The 19,399-nt window shown below is 62.4% G+C and carries 10 protein-coding genes and 3 pseudogenes; 10 read left to right on the top strand and 3 right to left on the bottom strand.

What is annotated here, in order from left to right:
• The first annotated feature begins 456 nt into the window (after positions 1-456).
• Positions 457-1,790 (top strand): annotated as a pseudogene (locus M9945_RS17780) (DDE-type integrase/transposase/recombinase).
• A 394-nt stretch (positions 1,791-2,184) separates the two neighbouring features.
• Here M9945_RS17780 and M9945_RS17775 read toward each other — a convergent pair.
• Positions 2,185-3,304 (bottom strand): annotated as a pseudogene (locus M9945_RS17775) (IS3 family transposase).
• A gap of 512 nt (positions 3,305-3,816) precedes the next feature.
• On the opposite strand from M9945_RS17775, the gene M9945_RS17770 reads away from it, so the two are divergent.
• The 7 genes from M9945_RS17770 (at position 3,817) to M9945_RS17740 (ending at position 15,004) form a co-directional block, all read left to right on the top strand.
• Complete coding sequence (locus M9945_RS17770) at positions 3,817-4,368, top strand: Swt1 family HEPN domain-containing protein (protein ID WP_367945673.1); 552 nt, start codon at positions 3,817-3,819, stop codon at positions 4,366-4,368.
• A gap of 370 nt (positions 4,369-4,738) precedes the next feature.
• On the top strand, positions 4,739-8,716 hold the full coding sequence (locus tag M9945_RS17765; protein ID WP_367945672.1) for a caspase family protein: 3,978 nt from the start codon (positions 4,739-4,741) through the stop codon (positions 8,714-8,716).
• A gap of 614 nt (positions 8,717-9,330) precedes the next feature.
• Complete coding sequence (locus tag M9945_RS17760) at positions 9,331-9,531, top strand: helix-turn-helix transcriptional regulator (protein ID WP_367945671.1); 201 nt, start codon at positions 9,331-9,333, stop codon at positions 9,529-9,531.
• Positions 9,521-12,115, top strand: coding sequence for a hypothetical protein (locus tag M9945_RS17755; RefSeq protein WP_367945670.1), 2,595 nt, complete (start codon positions 9,521-9,523; stop codon positions 12,113-12,115). The genes M9945_RS17760 and M9945_RS17755 overlap by 11 nt, the downstream gene beginning before the upstream one ends.
• A gap of 433 nt (positions 12,116-12,548) precedes the next feature.
• Positions 12,549-13,790, top strand: a complete 1,242-nt coding sequence (locus M9945_RS17750; protein ID WP_367945669.1) for a tyrosine-type recombinase/integrase — start codon at positions 12,549-12,551, stop codon at positions 13,788-13,790.
• Between the two features lie 260 nt (positions 13,791-14,050).
• A complete protein-coding gene (locus tag M9945_RS17745; RefSeq protein ID WP_367945668.1) occupies positions 14,051-14,212 on the top strand; it encodes a hypothetical protein in 162 nt (53 codons plus the stop codon).
• Positions 14,213-14,488: 276 nt separating this feature from the next.
• Positions 14,489-15,004, top strand: a complete 516-nt coding sequence (locus M9945_RS17740; RefSeq protein ID WP_367945667.1) for a hypothetical protein — start codon at positions 14,489-14,491, stop codon at positions 15,002-15,004.
• 232 nt (positions 15,005-15,236) lie between these two features.
• Here M9945_RS17740 and M9945_RS17735 read toward each other — a convergent pair whose 3' ends face one another.
• Positions 15,237-15,710, bottom strand: coding sequence for a hypothetical protein (locus M9945_RS17735; RefSeq protein WP_367945666.1), 474 nt, complete (start codon positions 15,708-15,710; stop codon positions 15,237-15,239).
• A gap of 204 nt (positions 15,711-15,914) precedes the next feature.
• Positions 15,915-17,326 (bottom strand): annotated as a pseudogene (istA, locus tag M9945_RS17730) (IS21 family transposase); the annotation flags it as partial.
• Between the two features lie 88 nt (positions 17,327-17,414).
• Here istA and M9945_RS17725 point away from each other — a divergent pair.
• Together M9945_RS17725 and M9945_RS17720 are read left to right on the top strand one after the other, a co-directional pair.
• Positions 17,415-17,963: a DUF1445 domain-containing protein gene (locus M9945_RS17725; protein ID WP_367945665.1), complete on the top strand. Its 549-nt coding sequence runs from the start codon at positions 17,415-17,417 to the stop codon at positions 17,961-17,963.
• 77 nt (positions 17,964-18,040) lie between these two features.
• Positions 18,041-19,360: a dihydroorotase gene (locus M9945_RS17720; protein WP_367945664.1), complete on the top strand. Its 1,320-nt coding sequence runs from the start codon at positions 18,041-18,043 to the stop codon at positions 19,358-19,360.
• Positions 19,361-19,399 lie beyond the last annotated feature (39 nt).

Genomic DNA, 19,399 nt, shown 5'->3' with positions numbered 1-19,399 from the left:
GTAGGGATCCGCCGTACCTCGATCCTCTTGGTAGGCACATGGTGCCGGGTAAGGCGCCTCTTCTATGCTGCATAGCTGGCCGAGGTGCCCACCAAGTCCTATGGAATCAATCCCAATTCTTCTATGACGATCAAACGGATTGGTACCAATACGAAGTTCAAAACGCCGGCACTTGGGGCAACGGAAATGATTGTCGAGCAGCAACTTCTCTCCCCACCTCACAATGACATGCTGTCCGTCACCCAGGCTGTCCCCGTCGAGGTCCAATTCAGTCACAGTATCCGACGCGCATTCCCTACAGCGCAACGTGATTTCTTTGAAATTGGCGGTCGTTATCTCATTGCACCTCGTACAGAGCACTGGCCAAAGTGTCCGGCGTCAGCACTGATGGGACCAAATCGGCTTAACTGAGAACGGAGGATTTCTGGTTCATCGTAGCCTTTCAAAGGAGCGAAGATGAGACAGAAATCCGGAACCGGGAAAGCGCCGGCAGACAAGTCATCAAAGACATCCGCCGCGCAACCCGTAAGCAATATTCGGCCGAGGAGAAGATCCGCATCGTGCTGGAGGGCTTGCGCGGCGAAGAGTCGATCGCGCGCTGTGCCGGCGCGAGGGGATCGCGGAGAGCCTTTATTACACCTGGTCGAAGGAATTCCTGAAGCCGGCAAGAAGCGGCTTGCCGGGGATACAGCGCGCGCGCCGCCACCAGCGACGAGGTAAGGTCTTCGCGCAAGGCGGCGCGCGATCTCAAGGAGGTCGTCGCCGAGCAGGCGCTGGAACTGCGGATCTTTAAAAAAAGCATGATTGCGATGGGGGCGACGACGAATGAGATACTCCCGCACTGAGAAGCTGGAGATCATTCGGCTCGTCGAGCAGTCGCATCTGTCGGCGCGGCGCACGCTGCAAAACTCGGCATTCCGCGCTCGACTCAATCGCTGGTATGACCGTTTCCTGGCCGGCGGTTTCGATGCGCTGAGATCGCAGGCCTCGGCCGAACCGGGTCTGGAACCGCATCCCCGAGGAGAAACGCGATCAGATCATTGAGCCTGGCGTTGAACGAGCTGGAGCCGTCGCCAGCTGGAACTGGCGGTCACCTTCACCGACACGAGGGGCTACTTCGTCTCGGAATCCTCAGTCTATCGCCTGCTCAAGGCCCACGACCTGATCACCAGCCCCGCCTTCATCGTCATCAAGGCCAAGCCGATGAGTTCCACGACAAGACGATGCGCCCAACCAGCTCTGCAGACCGACTTTACCTACTTGAAGGTGATCATTAAAAAGTTCTACCTGTCGACCGTGCTCGACGACTTCTCTCTGCCATCATCGCCTGAAGCTGTGCACCACGATGAAGGCCGAGGACGTCACCGACACGCTGACCATCGCGCTGCAGGCTTCTGGCTGCGACAGCGCCAGGTAGTAGCGGCCGCGGCTGTTGCCCGACAATGGCCCTCTTACGTCTCTTCCGACCTGGCCGCATGGCTATCCGACAAGGGCATGGAACATACGCGCGGGCGCCCTGCCATCCTCAGACCCAAGGCAAGATCGAGCGATGGCACCAGACGTTGAAGAACCGCATCCTGCTCGAAAACTACTTCCTGCCGCGATCTGAGCAGCAGGTCGCGGCGTTCGTCGATCACTACAACCACCGCCGCTACCACGAGCCCTGACAATCTCACCCCTGCCGACGTCTACTTCAAGCAGGGCGGGATATCATCACGCTGGAAAGGGAAAGGATCAAACGCGAAACCATCAAACAGCGTCGCTTGCTTCATCGAGATGCAGCGGCCTAATGTGACAAACCTGATGGACCAGAGCCTCCGTTAGCTCACGCCGCCTGTTGTCCCAAAAACCCTGACGACGGACATCCCTACAGCGCAACGTGATTTCTTTGAAATTGGCGGTCGTTATCTCATTGCACCTCGTACAGAGCACTGGCCAAAGGAGCGTGGTGTCCATATCCTCCCGACCACTTCCGACCATGAGAAATTTGTCGTACCCGCAGGCATAGCAATGCGCGTCTGTTGAGATGCCCAAATCTTACCCCGCTTGTTCAGTAGCTCGGTTAGTATGGCGTTCTGTTTTAGACGAGAATATGAATAAGGGGGTGAAGGTCAGATCAACGCTGAGGTGGACCCGTCTGGTGAGACAGCTTGGCGGCTTGGCTAAGGTGGATCGGGTTGGTTTCTACGCCGCCAATTGCTCCGTCATTTGTGCCGTAGCATAGACCTCGTCGGGTGTCCTGCCGCCAAAGGTCGAGTGTGGGCGTCGCTGGTTGTAGTAGTCGATCCAGGAGCCGATGCCAGCCCGGGCCTCACCGCCTGTCTCGAAGGCGTTGAGGAAGACGCACTCGTATTTGAGGCTGCGCCACAGCCGCTCGATGAAGACGTTGTCCATCCACCGGCCGCGCCCGTCCATGGAGATGCGGATGCCGGCATCCTTCAACGTCGTGGTGAAGGCGAAGCTGGTGAACTGGCTCCCCTGATCGGTGTTGAAGATGTGGCCTGCCATGGCGGGCGATCGCCTCTTCCAGAGCGGCGACGCAGTCGGTATCCATCAGGTTCGACAGCCGCCAGGCCAGCACCTTGCGGCTGAACCAGTCCATGATGGCGACGAGGAGGGGCTGCGCCGCATGGGGATGTAGGTCACGTCGGCGCACCAGACCGATCGGGGCGCTCAATGTTGAGATGCCGCAGCAGGTAGGGATAGATGCGGTGCTGGGGATGCGGCTCGCTGGTCTTCGGCGCTTGGTAGATCGCGACAGGCCGATCTTGCGCATCAGCCGCCGGACCCGCTTGCGGCCTACGCACCAGCCCTGACGGCGTAGGTGCCGCGCCATCTGTCTCGAGCCATACCAATGGCATTTCCGTGAACGCCCGTCAATGAGGCGCATCAGTTCGAGGTTCCCGGCGTCTCTGCCCGCCGGCTGTCGATAGAACGAGGCCCGCGAGATCGAGACCAGTTCGCACCTGGCGGCGATCGAGAGCCGCCCGTGATCGGGATCGATCATCATTCTCCTCCGATCCAGGCTCAGCGATCGAAGGCTTTGGCCAAAATCCCGCCCACGACGAGCTGGCCGATCTTGGCGTGCAGCTTCGTCACCCGGCTTCCCGCCGGCCTGCGCATCCGAAGCCCTGTCGTCGAATGCCTTTGGCCAGGGTTCTCGATGGCTCAGCCGTTTCACTGCGTGATCTGGTCTGGACAGCTGGTGCTTCGTCGCCAGTTCCGAAATCGTCCGCTCGCCGCGGATCGCCTCAAGCGCAACCTTGGCCTTGAACTCGGCCGTAAACCGTCTGCGTGTCTTCATGCTGGATCGTCCTTTCCATCGGGCGATCCACCTTATGCCCCTGTCTCAGAAACCGGCACCACCTCTGTAGCACCCCCATTGATGTCCATGAATACAATTCTGATTATCCTGATCTTTGCGGCTACTGCGCGCATGTGACCGAGAAGGTGATGCGGGAATAGGGGTACCTCTAAGGTTTTCTTGGCGCGATCTGATATCATTGCGATGATCGGGGAAAGGCCTTCCCCATCTTCTGATTGGCGCCGATCTTCTGCCACCCTTTCGTGCCGAGGCATCTCGCAACGCCTCATTTTGTGCGGCCTTGTGCTTATGCTTCAAACTGAAATGCACGACTCGCTCGCCAAGATCGTGCGGTATTCGCTCGTCTTTCCCGTCTCAGTGACGCGGTTCATGGCCACCAGCCTTACGGGGAGGCTGTTTCCGAACTCGTCTACGCAGAACTAGGCGAGGGACGTTTTGGTGATGAATCTACCGCACCGCTGGACGCAGACGAAGACGCTGTCGCTGCCGGCATGAACGCTGAGCTTATTGCCTTCGCACCGAACACATACAGCGAAGTGACATTCTCAGCAGGCTTCCGCTTCAGCCTTGCGATGATCGAACCGCCGCGTGCCATCGAGGCGGAGGACCCCGGTGCCGTGTACGATCCGATGCACTGGACAATCCTCTTGACGCTCGAGAACACGTTGCGCCGGCTCGTCGAAAAGGAACTCCGAGCCCTTGCGGGTGACGCATGGTTGAAGCGCCGTGTTCCGGGAGATGTACGTAACCGGTGGGTTGAGCGCCAAGCTGAAGAGCGTGCAGCCGGCCGGCCGGTCTACGAGTTCATCCACTATGCGGACTTCATGGACCTCGCGCAGCTTATCTGCCAGAAGGATAATTGGCCTGCGTTTCTCCACATCTTTACAAAAAAGGATGATTTCCGCATTTCGCTGGAGCGTCTGCATCCCATTCGCAAAGACATTGCCCATGGGCGGCCAATCGGACGAGCTGGCACGTTGATACTGGTGAGCGAAGCTACGCGCGTGCTGCAGGCGCTTCAAGTCGCCCGGTTGCTCCCATAACCAAAGCGTCAACGCTCGCCCGGTTGCACACGTCTGCTTCCGACCAAAACGCGCGCTTCTCGTCAGTTGGGCAGCGACTGCTCCGTTCACTAGACGCCCTATATGCATGTCTCCGGTACATGCCATGCCCATACCGATCACCTGTTTCCCAGCCGTACCGCCCGGCGCAGCCACGCATGCGCGCGCCTGCGTGGCTGCGCCGACTAAATATCGGTTTCACTTAGCCGCGACGTGAATTCCAAACGAAACCCAACAAGTGCCGCCTTGATCTCGCCATGCATCACGATAACCTAGGATCGGGCCGTCTTGGGGAATTCATGATATGTTCTTCCGCCAAATGAATGTTTTCGTACGTCGGAAAGCAAAGACCATGCTGGCGGGCATCATGATTATGCTCATTGCTGCGGCGCAGTCCTTCGCCCAAGATACGCAACCGCTGAAGGGTGTCGCGCTCGTGATCGGCAACGGTCAGTACGAGCATCTGCCGCCCCTGGCCAACCCGGTCAACGACGCCCGCGCCGTCGAGGCCCTCCTGGACAATCTCGGCTTCGAGACCACGCTCGTTTCCGACCGCGACGCTCGCCGCCTCTACCGGGATCTCGACATCTTTTTAGAGGATGCGGAAGGGGCGGACGTCGCGATCATCTACTATGCGGGACACGGCATCGAGGCGGGCGGCGAGAATTTTCTCGTCCCCGTGAATGCGGACCGGACCGCGCTAGAAGCGGCAAGTGAGAATCTTGTGCCGGTCTCGGCCTTCGTCGAGCGGCTTCAGACGGTGGCTCCGGTCGCCATCCTGATGCTTGACGCCTGCCGCGACAATCCGTTCCCTCCCGGCGCCTTGGTCCGCCTCGATCCGGGCTCCGCGCCAGTGGCCATCGGGACCGCCGGGCTCAACGCAACGCGCGGCGCGACGCCGCTTTCCGCCGCCATGTCCTCCGCGACAGACAACCTCGGCACCGTCATATCGTTCGCAGCGGAACCGGGCCGTGTCGCGCTGGACGGAGCGGCAGGCGGCAACAGTCCCTACGCGGCTGCCCTTCTGCGCCATTTCGAAGCGATGACGGGCGATGAGTTCGGTGTGGTGATGCGCATGGTCGCCGAGGAGGTGTATCTGAAGACCTCCGGCCGCCAGCGACCGTGGATCAACGAAAGCCTGCGGCGTCTTCTCTATTTTGGCGTGTCACCGCAGATGGAAGCAGGCGACGAAGGCGAATTGCTGAAGGAGCGGAGGCAACTCCTGCTCACCATCGCCGACCTGCCGCAGGCCGGGCGCCAACTGGTCGAGAATGTGGCGACGCTCGACGGCGTTCCCCTCGACGCGCTCTATGCGATGCTGAGAACATTGGGGCAAGAGGTTCCTGACGACGCCGAGGAACTCGACCGCCTCCTGCGCGAGCAGGCCGAGCGCATCCGGCGCATACTCGCCAGCCGCGACACGCTCGAAAGCTCCGATCCAGAGATCGCGCGGCTCGTCGAACTGGCTGACCGGGCGCTGGACGAGGGCGCGCTCGAGACGGCCATCCGCGTGTTCGACGAGGCCAAGGCGCGGGCCGAGGAGATCAGTGGCGTCCTGGACGATGTCGAGGAGAATCTTCGTCAGCGGCGACTCGAAACCGCTGCGGTGTTCGCGCGGAGCGCCGGCGCCCGCGAACTCGCGCTCGATCATCGCGGTGCGGCGACGGATTACGCTCGCGCCTTCGGCGAGGCCCGGCAATGGGACCTCGACGCGGCGTGGCGCTACAAGATCGCCGAAGTTCGATCGCTGGTCAACCTGGGCGAGCGCACGGGCGACATCGCTGCGCTGAACGAAGCTCATCACGCCGCCCGGGAAGCAGTGGAACTCGCCGAAGCGCTCGGCGACTCCCGGAAGCTGTCTGCATCGCACAAGGCCCGCGGCGACGCGCTCTCCGTCCTCGGACGGTTGGAGCACGGCACAATATCCCTTGAGAACGCGATCGACGCATACCGGACGGCGATCTCCCAGTACCCGGCCAGGTCCGCGACACCGGAATGGGCCAACCTTCAACAGGCGCTTGGCATTGCCTACCTGCTGCTCGGAGAGAGGGAAAGCGGCTACGAGCGCATTTTCGAGGCGGAACGGGCCTTCGAAAGCGTGGCCGATTTCTGGGATGCCGCCGATACGCCATATGAATGGGCGATGGCGAAAGCGGAGATCGCCCGCACCTATCTGGCGCGGCTGGACGATTCTCCGCATCGCTTCGAGACAACCCAGCTCTACCGGCTCGGTCTTCAGGAATGGTCGGGTGAAACCGTCAGCTTCATCGATCTCGACAGCATCACCAAAGATTTCGAGTTCTATCGGCTGGATCATATTCTGGGCGAGGATTCCTATCGCGAGAATGCCGCCCATGCCGCCTCTCTGTTCCGGGAAGCTCTGGCCGCACTGGCCGACGACCGATTCTCGATCCAGTCGGCAAGTATCTCCACCGATCTGGCCCATGCGCTTGTCCATGAGGCGACGGTGGAGCTCTATGCAAGCATGGTATCGTCCCTGTCCGATGAAGGAGATTTCTTCTTTGCCCGCGCCTCGCGCGAGAATCTGCGGGATGAGACCAGACACGCACTGGACCAGATCGAAAGCGCGACCGCGTTGCTCGGAGAGGTGGCGGGCGACGAACTGCGCGCGATTGCCCCTCTTCAATGGGCGCGTGCCCGGCTCGGCATGGCGGACGCCCGCAGGATTCTTGGCTTCTTCGCGGGGGATTCGGCCGAGTTGCGCGAGGCGGAACGGCTGTATCGCGACGTGCTCAGCGAAATAACACCTCAGCGTTCCTCGCTTGAATGGTCGCTGACGACAGCCAGCCTCGCCGAGGCTCTCCTCCACCTCGGCGCCGCCGAAAGGAGCCTGCCGCTGACGGAGCAGGCGGTCGAGACGTACCGGCTTGCCATTGGCGGATTGGATCGCCGCAGCACCCCGTTGGAATGGGCGTCCATCCATACCCGGATGGCGGGAGCCTTGTTCCTGAAGGGGATTCGGCTTGCCAACACCGACACCGACACGTCTGTCGAGTTTCTCAACAATCCCAGCCTGGTTGAGGCCCGCGAGGCCGTGCTGACCGCCTTCGAAACATATCGCGATACGGGACATTCCCACTACGCACGCTACTTCGACGCGGTGCTCGAAGAGGTGATGTCTGCGTTCTTCGTGCCCAGCTCCGAGCCCCCTCTAGCGCCCGTCGCCACGGCCACCACCGGCACGCTCGATCTGGAACCTTTCCTGGGCTCGGTCGCGACCTTGCAATGGAACGGCGAACCGGTCTCCTCGCCCGAACCATTCGACGTGATCTTCACGACGAGGTTGCGCGGAGAAGATGCCGCGCCAACGTTGCACGACCCTCACTTCCTGCCGGACGACGCCGACCTTTACGGACATTTCGACGTGGAATTCAGCTTTTGGGTTAGCGGGGCGACGGGCACTTTCGGCACACAGGATCAGTGCTATTGGCGCGAAGGGAAGATTCTCGCGGTGTGCGGACAATTCGGCCTGCTCGCGACACGCTCACCGGACGGCGCGCTGACCAGCCTCTCGCTGATCGCCGGCGGCGCGTCGAGTCGCGAGACGTGGACCGTCTCCGGCCTCACCTTCGAATATGACGATTTCGTCGAACTCGAGTTGCGGGGCGTCACCGATGATCTCGTGCGCATTCCGATAGCCATCGACGGGCTCGCCATGGCGCCTGCCGGGCCTGCGGGCATTGGCACGTCGCTTCCTCAGCACGCCCGCCGCGCAGAAAACACGACCGAACGGAAGCAGGCCAGCGATGCCAAACCCCGTAGCACCGGCGATGCCGGGGCGGCGCCCGTCGTCGCCAGAACGTTGCCGGTTCCGGCTCCATGGCCTCAATGCACGGGCCGCGAGGGAGCTTTCGCCGTAACGGGCGTCGCGCTGGGCGACAGGCTCAACATCAGATTGTCGCCGCATGGCGATGCTCCCGTGGCGGGCACGATCCCGCCGAGCGGCACCGGCATCCACGCATTCGAATGCCGCAAGGTTTCCGGCTACGCGCGCGAATGGTGCCGCATCGAGTGGAACTGCATCGAAGGGTGGGTGTACTCCCGCTACATCTCCCAGCAAGCGGCTGCCGCCCGGTCCTATCGCGTTGTCGATGTGGAGAACTGGGACGTTCTGAACATGCGCTCTGCTCCGACTGCCCGGTCCAGCATCCTGGCAGAGATTCCGTCGAACGGCACCGGCATCGAACTGCATTCCTGCACTGCCGCGTCCGGGCAGGGAAGCAGATGGTGTGACGTTTCCTGGCGCGGCGTGCGCGGCTGGGCTTCCTCACGCTATCTGGCGGAGGAAAGGACAGGAGCGCGTCCGTGAAGCGCCTGCCAGGGTTCTCCGTCTGTCTGCGCGACTTGGATCGGATGATTATCCAAGACATACCCGCCCCGATCCCCTGTATCCCAACGGTTCCGCGCGGCGCGGCTACGCAGGCGCGTGCGTGGACCAGACGCGGATACCCAGTTCCGCAACCATTCCTCCACATACGTCGCTTTTCGGTCATTCCCGCATGCGCATACCGATCCCCTGTACCTCAGCTTTCCATAGCGGCGCAGCCACGTGGACGCGCGCGTGTGAACAGCGAGCGAAGTGACCACATTCCGTGAACGGTTCCGAAACAAAGCCGGGACAGAATCGCCGAGTTAGTGACCACAAAACATGAAAGAATTCAGCGCTTTACACGGAAGGCGAATAGCGGTAACTTAAATTTGCAACTGAAGGGGGTATGCACGATGCGCAGCATAGCTGCTTTTATTGTGTAGCACTTCAGACACCACAACCAATTTCTGGTTGGGGAGAGCCATCTCGCTAGGTCGATAGGCTCTGCTTGGCGTTAACGGTTGCATTTTCACCCGAGATCAAACGGGGCGGAGATGCACGGCGTGGCGCTTTTTGATGTCCCCATCATCTCTGCTCCTTAAGGAACGGAGACAATGCAGGACACCCCCGAAAAATTCATCGCGCTCAACGAAGCCGCAAACCGGCTCGGTATTCACCTTTGGGCTCTGCGCCGCGCTGTAAAGCGTGGTCACGTCCCGAGCTATGCGCCGTTTGGAAAACGCCGCTTGGTCCGGCTTTCCGAAGTCGTCGCCACAATCGAAACCTTCCGGCAGGGAGGTTCCGATGAGCGCTGAATTCTCCCTACCCGACTTCATTTCCGCCTTCTACGGCTCCTCATTCGAGGGCAAGTTGCCGATGTGGAGCCTCAAAACCAAGAGAACAAGCTCGTACGGGCCGGGAGACATCTCCCGGCTCGTTCGCGATGTCGAGAAGCGGAAGCATACGGAGGACCTGTATCTCGGAGCGGCTACCCAGTCGGGTGACCTCGGCCCCCAATCCCGTGGCTCGAACGACACCGCCATCTCGCTTCCGGGCATATTCGCCGACATTGATTTTGCTAACGCAAAGGATAGCGCCAAGCGGTATCCGCCCGACAGTGACACCGCCCTTGGCCTCATCCAGTCGTTCGAGGCGAAGCCGTTCCTGATTCAGAATAGCGGCAATGGTCTCCACGTCCTCTACGCGTTCGACAAGCCGCTGGTAATGCGCAATCGCGAAGATCGGCGCAGGGCGCAAGCCATCCTGCGGCAGTTCAGCCGCAAGCTAGTCGCCCATTTTGGGCGTGCCGGTTATGAGATCGACAATGTCAGCGATCTTGCCCGCGTCTTCCGCGTGCCGACGACATTCAACCATAAGTCGCGCACGCCGAAGCCTGTGATAGTCATCGCGTACAATCCAGATAATCGGCTCCCGCTGGCCGATCTGGAACAGGAACTGCCTCCGGTTGGCAGCGAGCCGCCGAGGATAACCTCGGCATCTCGTGCTGACCATTTTGCGATCCAGCAGGAATGTCCGTGGTATGGCCATTACACCGGAGAAGGCGCGACGACGGCCGATGAACCCAACTGGTACGCCACGGCGTCGATCACGGTGCGCTGCCAGAACGGTGAGCGCATCTTCCACGAGTATAGTGCGCAGCATCCCCACTATAGTGAGCGGGAGGCCAACACCAAGCTCAGGCGTGCGCTTGAGGATGCAGGTCCCCGCACCTGCGATTCCATCTGCTCGGAGCTCGGCAACGGACGCTTCTGTGACGGCTGCCAGCATCGCGGCAGTATTACGTCTCCGATCCAGCTTGGCAGCGTATACGATCCGGGCTTCACGGGACCGAGGCCCCTTGGCTACACGAAGGAGGGCCATTTCGCGCTGCTCGATCCGGTGCGGAAGATCGTCATCCTGGCATCGGCGCAACAGCTTCTTGCGGAACAATATCTGCTCGGTTTGGCAGGATCGAGGTTCTGGCGACAGCGGTTTCCGGGTCGAAAGCCCGGATCGACTAACTACAGGGCAGCCGGCGAAGCTCTGATAGATGCCTGCCGCCGCGCGGGTCCGTTCAACCCCCTGCGCATTCGCGGCCGTGGTGTCTGGCTTGAGAACGATAAGGTCATCGTCAATCTCGGGCAGCCGGTCGAAAGCGCGAAGTTCCTCTACCTCTGCTTCGAGGGCATCGTGCTGGATGACGGGCCGAGTTTCGATGCCCAGCGCCTCCGCGATCACCTCCGGCTCTACAATTGGCGCAACCCGCAGGATGCCGGGCTGTTGTTTGGCTGGCTTGCGATGGCACCGATCTGCGGCGCTCTGGTTTGGCGGCCTCATGCCTTCGTCTATGGGCCGGCGAGGTCGGGCAAGACCACCATCCATACGGTCGCCTCCATCGTGTTGAACCCGCTGGCGATCTCGGCAGATGGCCAAAGCACCGAGGCCGGCATCCGTCAGACGCTCGGACCGGATAGCCTGCCGATCCTGCTGGACGAGTTCGAGAGCGACCAGAACGGTTCGACGCTGCGCAACATCCTCCGGCTCGCCCGTAGCGCCTCGTCGGCAGACACGCCGCTGCTGAAGGGCACGCCGGAGGGCAAGGCGATGAGCTTCAGCCTGCGCACCACCTTCCTGTTCAGCGCCATCAACCCGCGCGGCATGTCGCCGGCCGACCAGTCGCGTATCTCCATGTTCGAGCTGCTGATGCACGAGAACGACCGGGAGGTGGCAAGGCGCATCGCCGAGGACGAGGCGTATTTCCGCTCCACGGGCTCGGCATGGTGTACCCACATGATCGGGCTCGCCCATCTGGTGCAGCCGGCCGCCGACGCCATCGACATCCACCTGACGGGGGATCGCCGGCATCGCCAGAACATGAGCATCCTGATCGGGGCGGGCTTCGTTGCCCTGAACGGCAGAATTCCGACCGACGAGGAAGCGCAGGCGCTCGCCGCCGAATACGCCCCTGCAATTGAGCGGCACGCCCTTGAGGTCTACCGCGACGATGCGCAGGAATGCCTAGACCACCTCATGTCCTATGTCGTGGACGGCTATCCTCTCGGCCATTGGCTCGCCTGCCTCCGCGATGAGCAGCAGCGGCGCGGCAACGATTTCGCAGACGCCGAGCGGATCGTCGCGAACTACGGCATGCGGGTGAACGCCGAAGGCGAGGCCGCAGGCTTCTACATCGCCAACGGCGCTCCAGCGATGGAAGAGGTGTTCCGGGGCACGCCGTGGGCGCAGCGGGCATGGGAAAGGGCCATCCGCAAGCTGGATGGGGCGTTTGTTCCGCGAGATCCCGTTCATTTCACGATGCTGAGCAAGAAGCGGGCCACGGGCATTCCACTCTCCTATCTGCCCGAGAAGCCGCTACCCCTCGGCGCGAAAGGGCCATTTTGATGCGCCCGGACGGACGGACACCTACACACTATGGGAGGGGGAGGGTAGGTGCCGCCGCGCCGCCGCGCCGCACCCCTATACCGGTGCCCTATAGGCGTCCGTCCGTCCGCCGTGCCGTCCGGGCTGGACCCATCGGAATGCCAGAACGCTACTCCGGCGCTTGCCACGGTCCGTTTCGGTGTTCTGCCGTTCGTCGTTTCCATCGTTCCCGCAAGATATTCGCCGACAACGATTTCAACCTCGATGGGCTGGGAATCCGAAATACCCGAGGCCGCGTCGTCTCGCGGCTTTGCTTCCCAACAACCGGGCTAGGTAACTGTTTCGGTTACAGTCTTCGTCGTTTCACGGACTTCTCCGGGCCTCTGGCGATTACTTGTGCCGGTCACCTCGCCGTGATTTTTTTCGGGCTTTTTTGTCTGACGAGAGGTTCCCCATGAACGACTTCAAGATTTCCATTACGACCACGACGCGTCGCCGCAAGCTGAGCGACGGCACGGTGCGCGAACATCATCAATGGTATTGCGAGTACCGCGAGCCGCAGACGCGGAAGCGTCGCCGTCGCGCCTTCAACCGCAAGAAGGATGCTGAGGCGTTTCGTAACAGCTTGCTGCTGAAGGTGGCGGAAGGCAGCAGCTTCATTGACGAGCGCAAGGCCCCGATCGTCTCCAAGGCCATCGATCACTGGCTCCAGACTAAGGAGGGCAGCGTCAAGCCTTCGACGCTGAGGGGATATAAGGTCTCCGTGAATGGAGCTATCCGTGGCCCGCTGCTGATCGGGACGAAGCAGGAAAGGGCCGACTACACCGAAAAGGGCATCGCCCCGAAGAACGCCCGTTTCATCAAGCTGCTCGGCCACATCAAGCTGACTGACCTAAACACGGCCACGATTCGAGCTTGGTATAAAACTGTGACGGAGCAGTGCGGCGCGTACACGGCAAGCAGAGCTAAGAGCCATTTGCGTTCCATCCTCGCGCTTGCCGAGGAAGATTTTGGTATCCGAGCCCCCAGCCTTCCCACAGGCTTGCCGCGCAACCGATCCAGAGCCAAAAAAGCAATCTTGTTGCCGGAACACATCGCCAAGCTGATCGCGGCGGCGCGCGAGGACGCGGAACACGGGATATACTATGCCTTTGCCTTCCTCGCCGGAACTCGGCCGTCCGAGCAGTTGGGCCTGCTGTGGAGCGAAGTGGACTTCGACAAGTACGTCATCCGCATCCGGCGCATACAGGAGCGCGACGGCTCGCTCACGGAGATGACCAAGACCGAGGCAGGCACCCGCGACATTCCCATGAGCGCCGTCCTGCGCGAGATGCTGCTGGCATGGCGCGTCCGTTGCCCGCGAAAGGGCAAGGAGCTGCACCGCGTCTTCCCCGGTCCCGGCCGCTTGCAGGAATGGCCGAAGCCGCGCCTCGGCGGTGGCGGGCCGCTGCTCTACCAGAACTTCCGCAAGCGGTATTGGGCTCCGGCGTTCAAGGCGATGAAGCTGCCCTACGTCACGCCGCACTCTGCCCGCCATTCGTTCATTTCCACGTTGCAGATGCAGGGGATCGAGGTGGCCTTGGTCGCGCAGATCGCCGGTCATGCGAACCCGACCGTGACTTTGAGCCACTATAGTCAGGCCGTACGCGATGGGTCCGCCGCTATCGAGGCGTTGGACAGGGCCTACGGGAGCTAGGCGAGGGAGCGCCGGGCACAGGGGCAGCGCGGTATGGCTACGCCGCGCGCCGCCGACCATACGCCCGCTGGCGCAGGGCCGGTTCCCGGCCCATGCGGCCGTGCCGGCAGCAGCGCCCGTCCGTGGCCGCCCCGTGCCGTAGGAACGGCATGTGGCAGCGCCGCAACAAGCCGAATTCGTGTAACTATCTGATATCACGCATATAATTGTGCAGCGATTCCGGGCGTGTTTTCCTGTCCTGTTGGACAGGAGAGAACGTGATGCACATCATGGTGAGGCATAAACGCACCGGCGCGGAGGAATGGATCCCGCTCGAGAAGGCGGCGGAGCTGCTGGGCCTCCCCGCCGATGAGATCGAGGCGGCGCTCGAAGAGTTCGGCGAGTGCGAGTGCGAGGATCACATCGCCATCGAGCCCGACTGACGGGCGGGACCAGCCATTCCCGAACAGAGCGCGGGCGTCGGCACCACCGACGCCCGCTCTTTATTATATGGCCGCTTCCGGGCGGAATGGCTCGATACTCCCCCCTCGCGCGGGTCCCTTCCGAGCCGATGCCGGGGGACCCGTTCGGTCCTGCGACGGGCTACGGTGAATACGTCGTGCGTCACAGCGGAACATCGCTTTACACCCTAGCTTTTTCCTTATAAGGATTGGGTTATAAGGAATTTACTGTGAGTGAGGACTATGAACACAACCCCTATGACCCAACTGAAAATCGATATGGATGTCTATAAAGCGATAGAGGCGGCTCGAGAGAGCTTCAACGAAAGCCAGAACGACATCCTGCGTAGAATGTTGTTGCGTGGCACAGGAGCTATCATCCCACCCGCAAATATGCAGCAGCAGGGTGTCACTGTTGCTAGAGCCGAGCGAACGACTGGGGATTATGGCTTCCTGCTTAACGGCCAATCCTTTTCGTTTACCAGCTTGAAGAGCGCCTATCGGAGCTGTCTTCTAGAGCTTGCGGCACAAGACCCGGCCTTTCTTCCCAATCTATCCAAGGAAGAGACGTCCGCGAGGCGTATCGTGGCTACAGACCCCAAGGAACTCTACAAGAAGACACCGCATTTGGCTGATGAGTTCGCGGAGGTTCTGACGGAAGGTTGGTGGTACGACACCAACCTTTCGCAGCAGCAAGTTGAGAGTCGCCTTCAGACCGCTTGCAAGGTAGCGGACCTGAAATTTGGAGCGGATTTGACGTTGATTTTCCCCTGATAGCGTCGATGACGCCGGCTTGGTGTCAACGGCGGAGCAAAACCAGGCCATTGGGCGGCGCAAAAGTAGGCCACTTGGCGGCGCATTCGGGGAACGTCGGGAGGGCGTAGCCCGACCAGAGTTTCCCGAATGCGGCGTCGGCGTTCTTATGGGGTGGTGTCGGCGGCTTTTCGGGCCCTGCTTTGCGCGAGGCGATAGCTGTCGCCATTCATCTCGGTGCGAACGTGGTGGGTCAGGCGGTCCCGAGGCGCGTACCAACGAGGCCTCGTTCCAGCGTTTCGGTCCATTCGTCGAAGGGCAGATTGCTGGTGATCAGCGTCGATCCGCGTTCACTGTGGGAGACCAGTTCGAACGAAAGCTCGCTCGGTCTTTGACAGCAGCACAAAAGCCCAACTCGTCGATGATGAGCATTTCGTGGCGGCCATCCAGCGCAGCTGGAAGACAGACGACGTTCGTCGCGGGCCTCCATCATCGCTGACGAGCGGCCGCCGTGGTAAAGCCGGATCCTTCTGGCAGGCTGCCAGGCCAGGACCGATCGACAACATGGGTCGCCGGTGCCGCTGGGCTGACGCGATGACGTTTCTCGCGGCGCTCGATCCAGTTCGCGGCGCGCCGGTTCAGCACCAGCATCTTGTTGAGCTTCGGGATGGCGAGAAGTCGGCATGTCGAGGCTCTTGGCGGCCAGGAACTTCGCAGCATGATGCACGGCGCTCGACCATCCTGCGCTCCCGGTCGATCAGTTCCAGCTCGACAGCCTGGCAAGATAGCGAACATGATCCGCGCCCTCGAACCGCGCGCATTGCCAGGCGAACCAGTGCTCGCACGCAGGAAGGTCGGCGAACTTCAAGGTCTTGAGGTGATGAACGAGCAGGAGTTCGGAGCATCGCCCACTCCTGCCAGTTCTCTCGATCAGCAGGCGCATATAGGCCTTGGCCGACGTCGTCTCGACGGTGGCTCTGGAGCAGATAGGGATAGATGTCAGGTGCCAGCCTGGGCGGCCTGCGCTCGGCCGAGCACAGGACGGGTGCTTCAGTGACATCGACCGATCGACGCCCGGTCAGTGCCTGCTTCACGGCTGCGTGCAGGTCGGCCAGATCGAAGCTTTCCATCAGGCGCAGCGCGCGCAGCGGGCGCGCCAGCCCTGTTCGTCGCGACCTCCATGAGACGGCGCAGTGTGATCGAACGCCTCCGGCAGTTGGCTGCTGCAAGGACCGCCCTGGTCGAGCGCGTTGATCTTCTGCTCGATCAGCGGCAGGTAATACAACGGATCGAAGACAACCTCTTCGCGCTCTAGCTGCGCGGATGGCGGGCAATGATGTCCCCGCCGCAGCCGATCACCACCCGCGTCGAGCGGCCACGATTCAAACGTCCCGCATGTGTGGGCGACGGAACTGGGGTGCGATCGTTGGTCCTGGCGACGCACCAGCGCCTGCAGGACGACGCTGGCCTGGTCGCAGGCCTCGAAGGGCGATGCCGGCAGCGGCCGCATCGCGGCAGATCGCGCAGCAAGCGTTCGCCGATGATCGTCGCCTCGTGCCCGCAGCCGGTCGCTCTGGCGCTTACGGCACTGCTCCTCAAGCCACAGATTGAACCTCGTCCCACGATGCAAAGCGCGGGATCAGCACCGTGAAGTTGCGCCAGGCATGGCGACCAGTCCTTCAACGCTGCCTTGTCGTGTTGCCTTGCCGGGACGGGCATGGCGATCCCGGATCAGATGAGTGGGACAGGAAGCCGCTGAACAGCGCCGCCCGCTGCGTGCCGTCGGGCAGGATCTTCGCCACCGGGCAACGGTGGACCTGTCATGGAAACGTCGACTGCGGCACGGCGCCGAAGAAAGGCGAAGGCATGGATATGGCCGTCCGCAGGCCTCAGGCTGCAGCCGCAGGATAGGCGCGAACATAGAACGGTCGCTATGCGGCAGATCGAGCACGAAGAAGTGCGCCTTCTGCTCCACGCCGCCGATGACCACCATAGCCTCGCCAAAGTCGGCCTGTGCGTGCCCGGCCGGGTGCCGTATTAACCGCGTGAACATCTCCTAACGCGTCATCGATGTTTATGTAGTCCTTGATGATCGTATAGCCGCCGGTGATGCCCGTGCCAGCTCGTGTTGATCGGATCCGTTTGGCCGTATGGCGCTGGCATACGCGGAACCGCCCAGTCCGCCTCAAGCCAACGATCGATGATCGCGATGAACGCGTCCAGCTTCGGACATGAACCGGAGCCTGCCGCCGATAGCCGGGCGGAACCGAATAGAAAGCCATCATCTTGCGAACCGTGTCGCGTGAGATGCTTGAAATGCCTGGATGCCTCGCGCTGGCTCATGCCCCCGTCGCAAGCAACCCGAACCTTCAGATATAATTCCACGGTGTAGATCCCTCATCCCTCCCTGCGCTGCGCAGAAGGGAAATAGGTGGCCGGATTTTACGCCGCCCGCAGCAGGACTATCCCGCCGCTACCGTGGTCTAGTTTTCCACCGCCGTTCTCACTGTGGCAGGACGACTTCGTCGCCTTCGTCATCGGCTGCTCGCTCTCCTTCGAGCAGGCCATCCTCGACGCGGGCGTGCCGATGCGGCATGTCGAGAGCGGCGTCGACTGCCCGATGTACATCACCAACATCGAGACCAAGGCCAGCGGCCCGTTCCGCGGCGGCATGGTCGTGTCGATGCGGCCGTTCTCCCCGGCCAACGTGGTGCGGGTGACACAGGTCACGACCCGCTTCCCCTCCGTCCACGGCGCGCCGGTCCATATCGGCCGGCCCGACCTTCTGGGCATCGACATCGACAAGCACGATTTCGGCGTCGCCTCGGACATGCGCGACGACGAGATCCCGGTGTTCTGGGCCTGCGGCGTCACGCCCCAGAGCGCCATCCGCCAGGCGAAGCCGCGCATCTGCATCACCCACAATCCGAGCCACATGCTGGTGACGGATCATCTGTCCGCAACCCAGGCAATCATCTGAACCGGGCTGTCCCGGCCGCTCCACGGCGACCGGGATGCCTGCCCCGTCCCGCAGGCCGTCCACCCCGGAGGAACCCCATGACAACGCAATTCGACACGGTGATCCGCGGCGCGACGGTCGTCGGCAGGGGCGGCGAGGAAAGGCTGGACATCGGCATCCGCGACGGCAGGATCGCGGCGCTGGGCGCGCTGTCGCCCGACGCGGCGGCGGCGATCGTCGACGCGCAGGGGCTGCACGCCCTGCCCGGATGCATCGACCTTCAGGTTCACTTCCGCGAACCGGGAATGACGCACAAGGAGGACATCGAAAGCGGCTCGCGCGCCGCGATCCTCGGCGGCGTCACCTGCGTCATGGAATCGGCCAACACCAGCCCGCCGGTGGCGGACGCGGCCGGGCTCGAAACGAAGATCGCGCTGGCCGAAGGCCGGCTTCATTGCGACGCCGCCTTCGCCTTCGCCGCGACCGTCGACAATCTCGACCTGCTCGCCGGGGCGGAGGCGACGCCCGGCTGCGCCGGCATCGAGATCTTCATGTCGACGACCACGGGCGGCATCGTCGTCGACGACGATGCCCTGATCAACGCGATCTTCCGGCGCGTCGCCCGGCGCGTCATGGTCCATGTCGGGGACGAAAGCCGGCTCAACGCCCGCGCCGCCGAGCACATCCGCCCCGGCGACGTGCGCTCGCACGGCGACTGGCGCGACCCGCGCATGGCCTGCATCGGTCTGGAGCGCGTGGTCGCCGCCGCGCGGCGCCACGGAAAGCGCGTCCACGTCATGGGCGTGTCTTCAGCCGAAGAATGCGCCCTGCTGGCGCGGAGCCGCGACGTCGCGACGGGCGACGTGACGATCAACCACCTCGCATTCGCGGCGCCCGGCGTCTACGACCGCTTCGACGTGCTGGCGCTGATGAACCCGCCCATTCGCGGCGAAGAGCATCGCAGCGCGCTGTGGGACGCGCTGAATGCCGGGGTCATCGATGCCATCGGCACCGACCACGCGCCGCACCTGCCCGAGGAGAAGCAGGTGCCCTATCCCAAGGGCGCGGCGGGCATTCCCGGCGTCCAGACGTCCCTGCCGTTCATGCTGACGGCGGTGGCGCAGGGGCGCATCACGCTCGGGCGCGCCGTCGCGGCCCTCTCCTCCACGCCGGCCGCTATTCTCGGCTTCGAGGACAAGGGCGAGATCGCCGTCGGCAAGCATGCCGACATCGTCCTCGTCGATCTCGGCAGGACATGGCGCGTCGACGAAACATGGCTCCGCAGCCGTTGCGGCTGGTCGCTCTTCGACGGCGAGGACTTCACCGGCCGGATCGAGGCGACCTTCCTGCGCGGCCAGCTCGTCGCGAGCGGCGGCGAGACCGTCCTGCCGCCGCAGGGCCGCACCGTGGGGCGCTGAGAAGCGCGCGACGGAGCCGGCCCGGTTCGCCGTCGATCC

The organism is Aquamicrobium sp., from assembly GCF_023954335.1.
Taxonomy (GTDB): Bacteria; Pseudomonadota; Alphaproteobacteria; order Rhizobiales; family Rhizobiaceae; genus Aerobium.
This window is presented reverse-complemented; position numbering and strand designations above follow the sequence as displayed.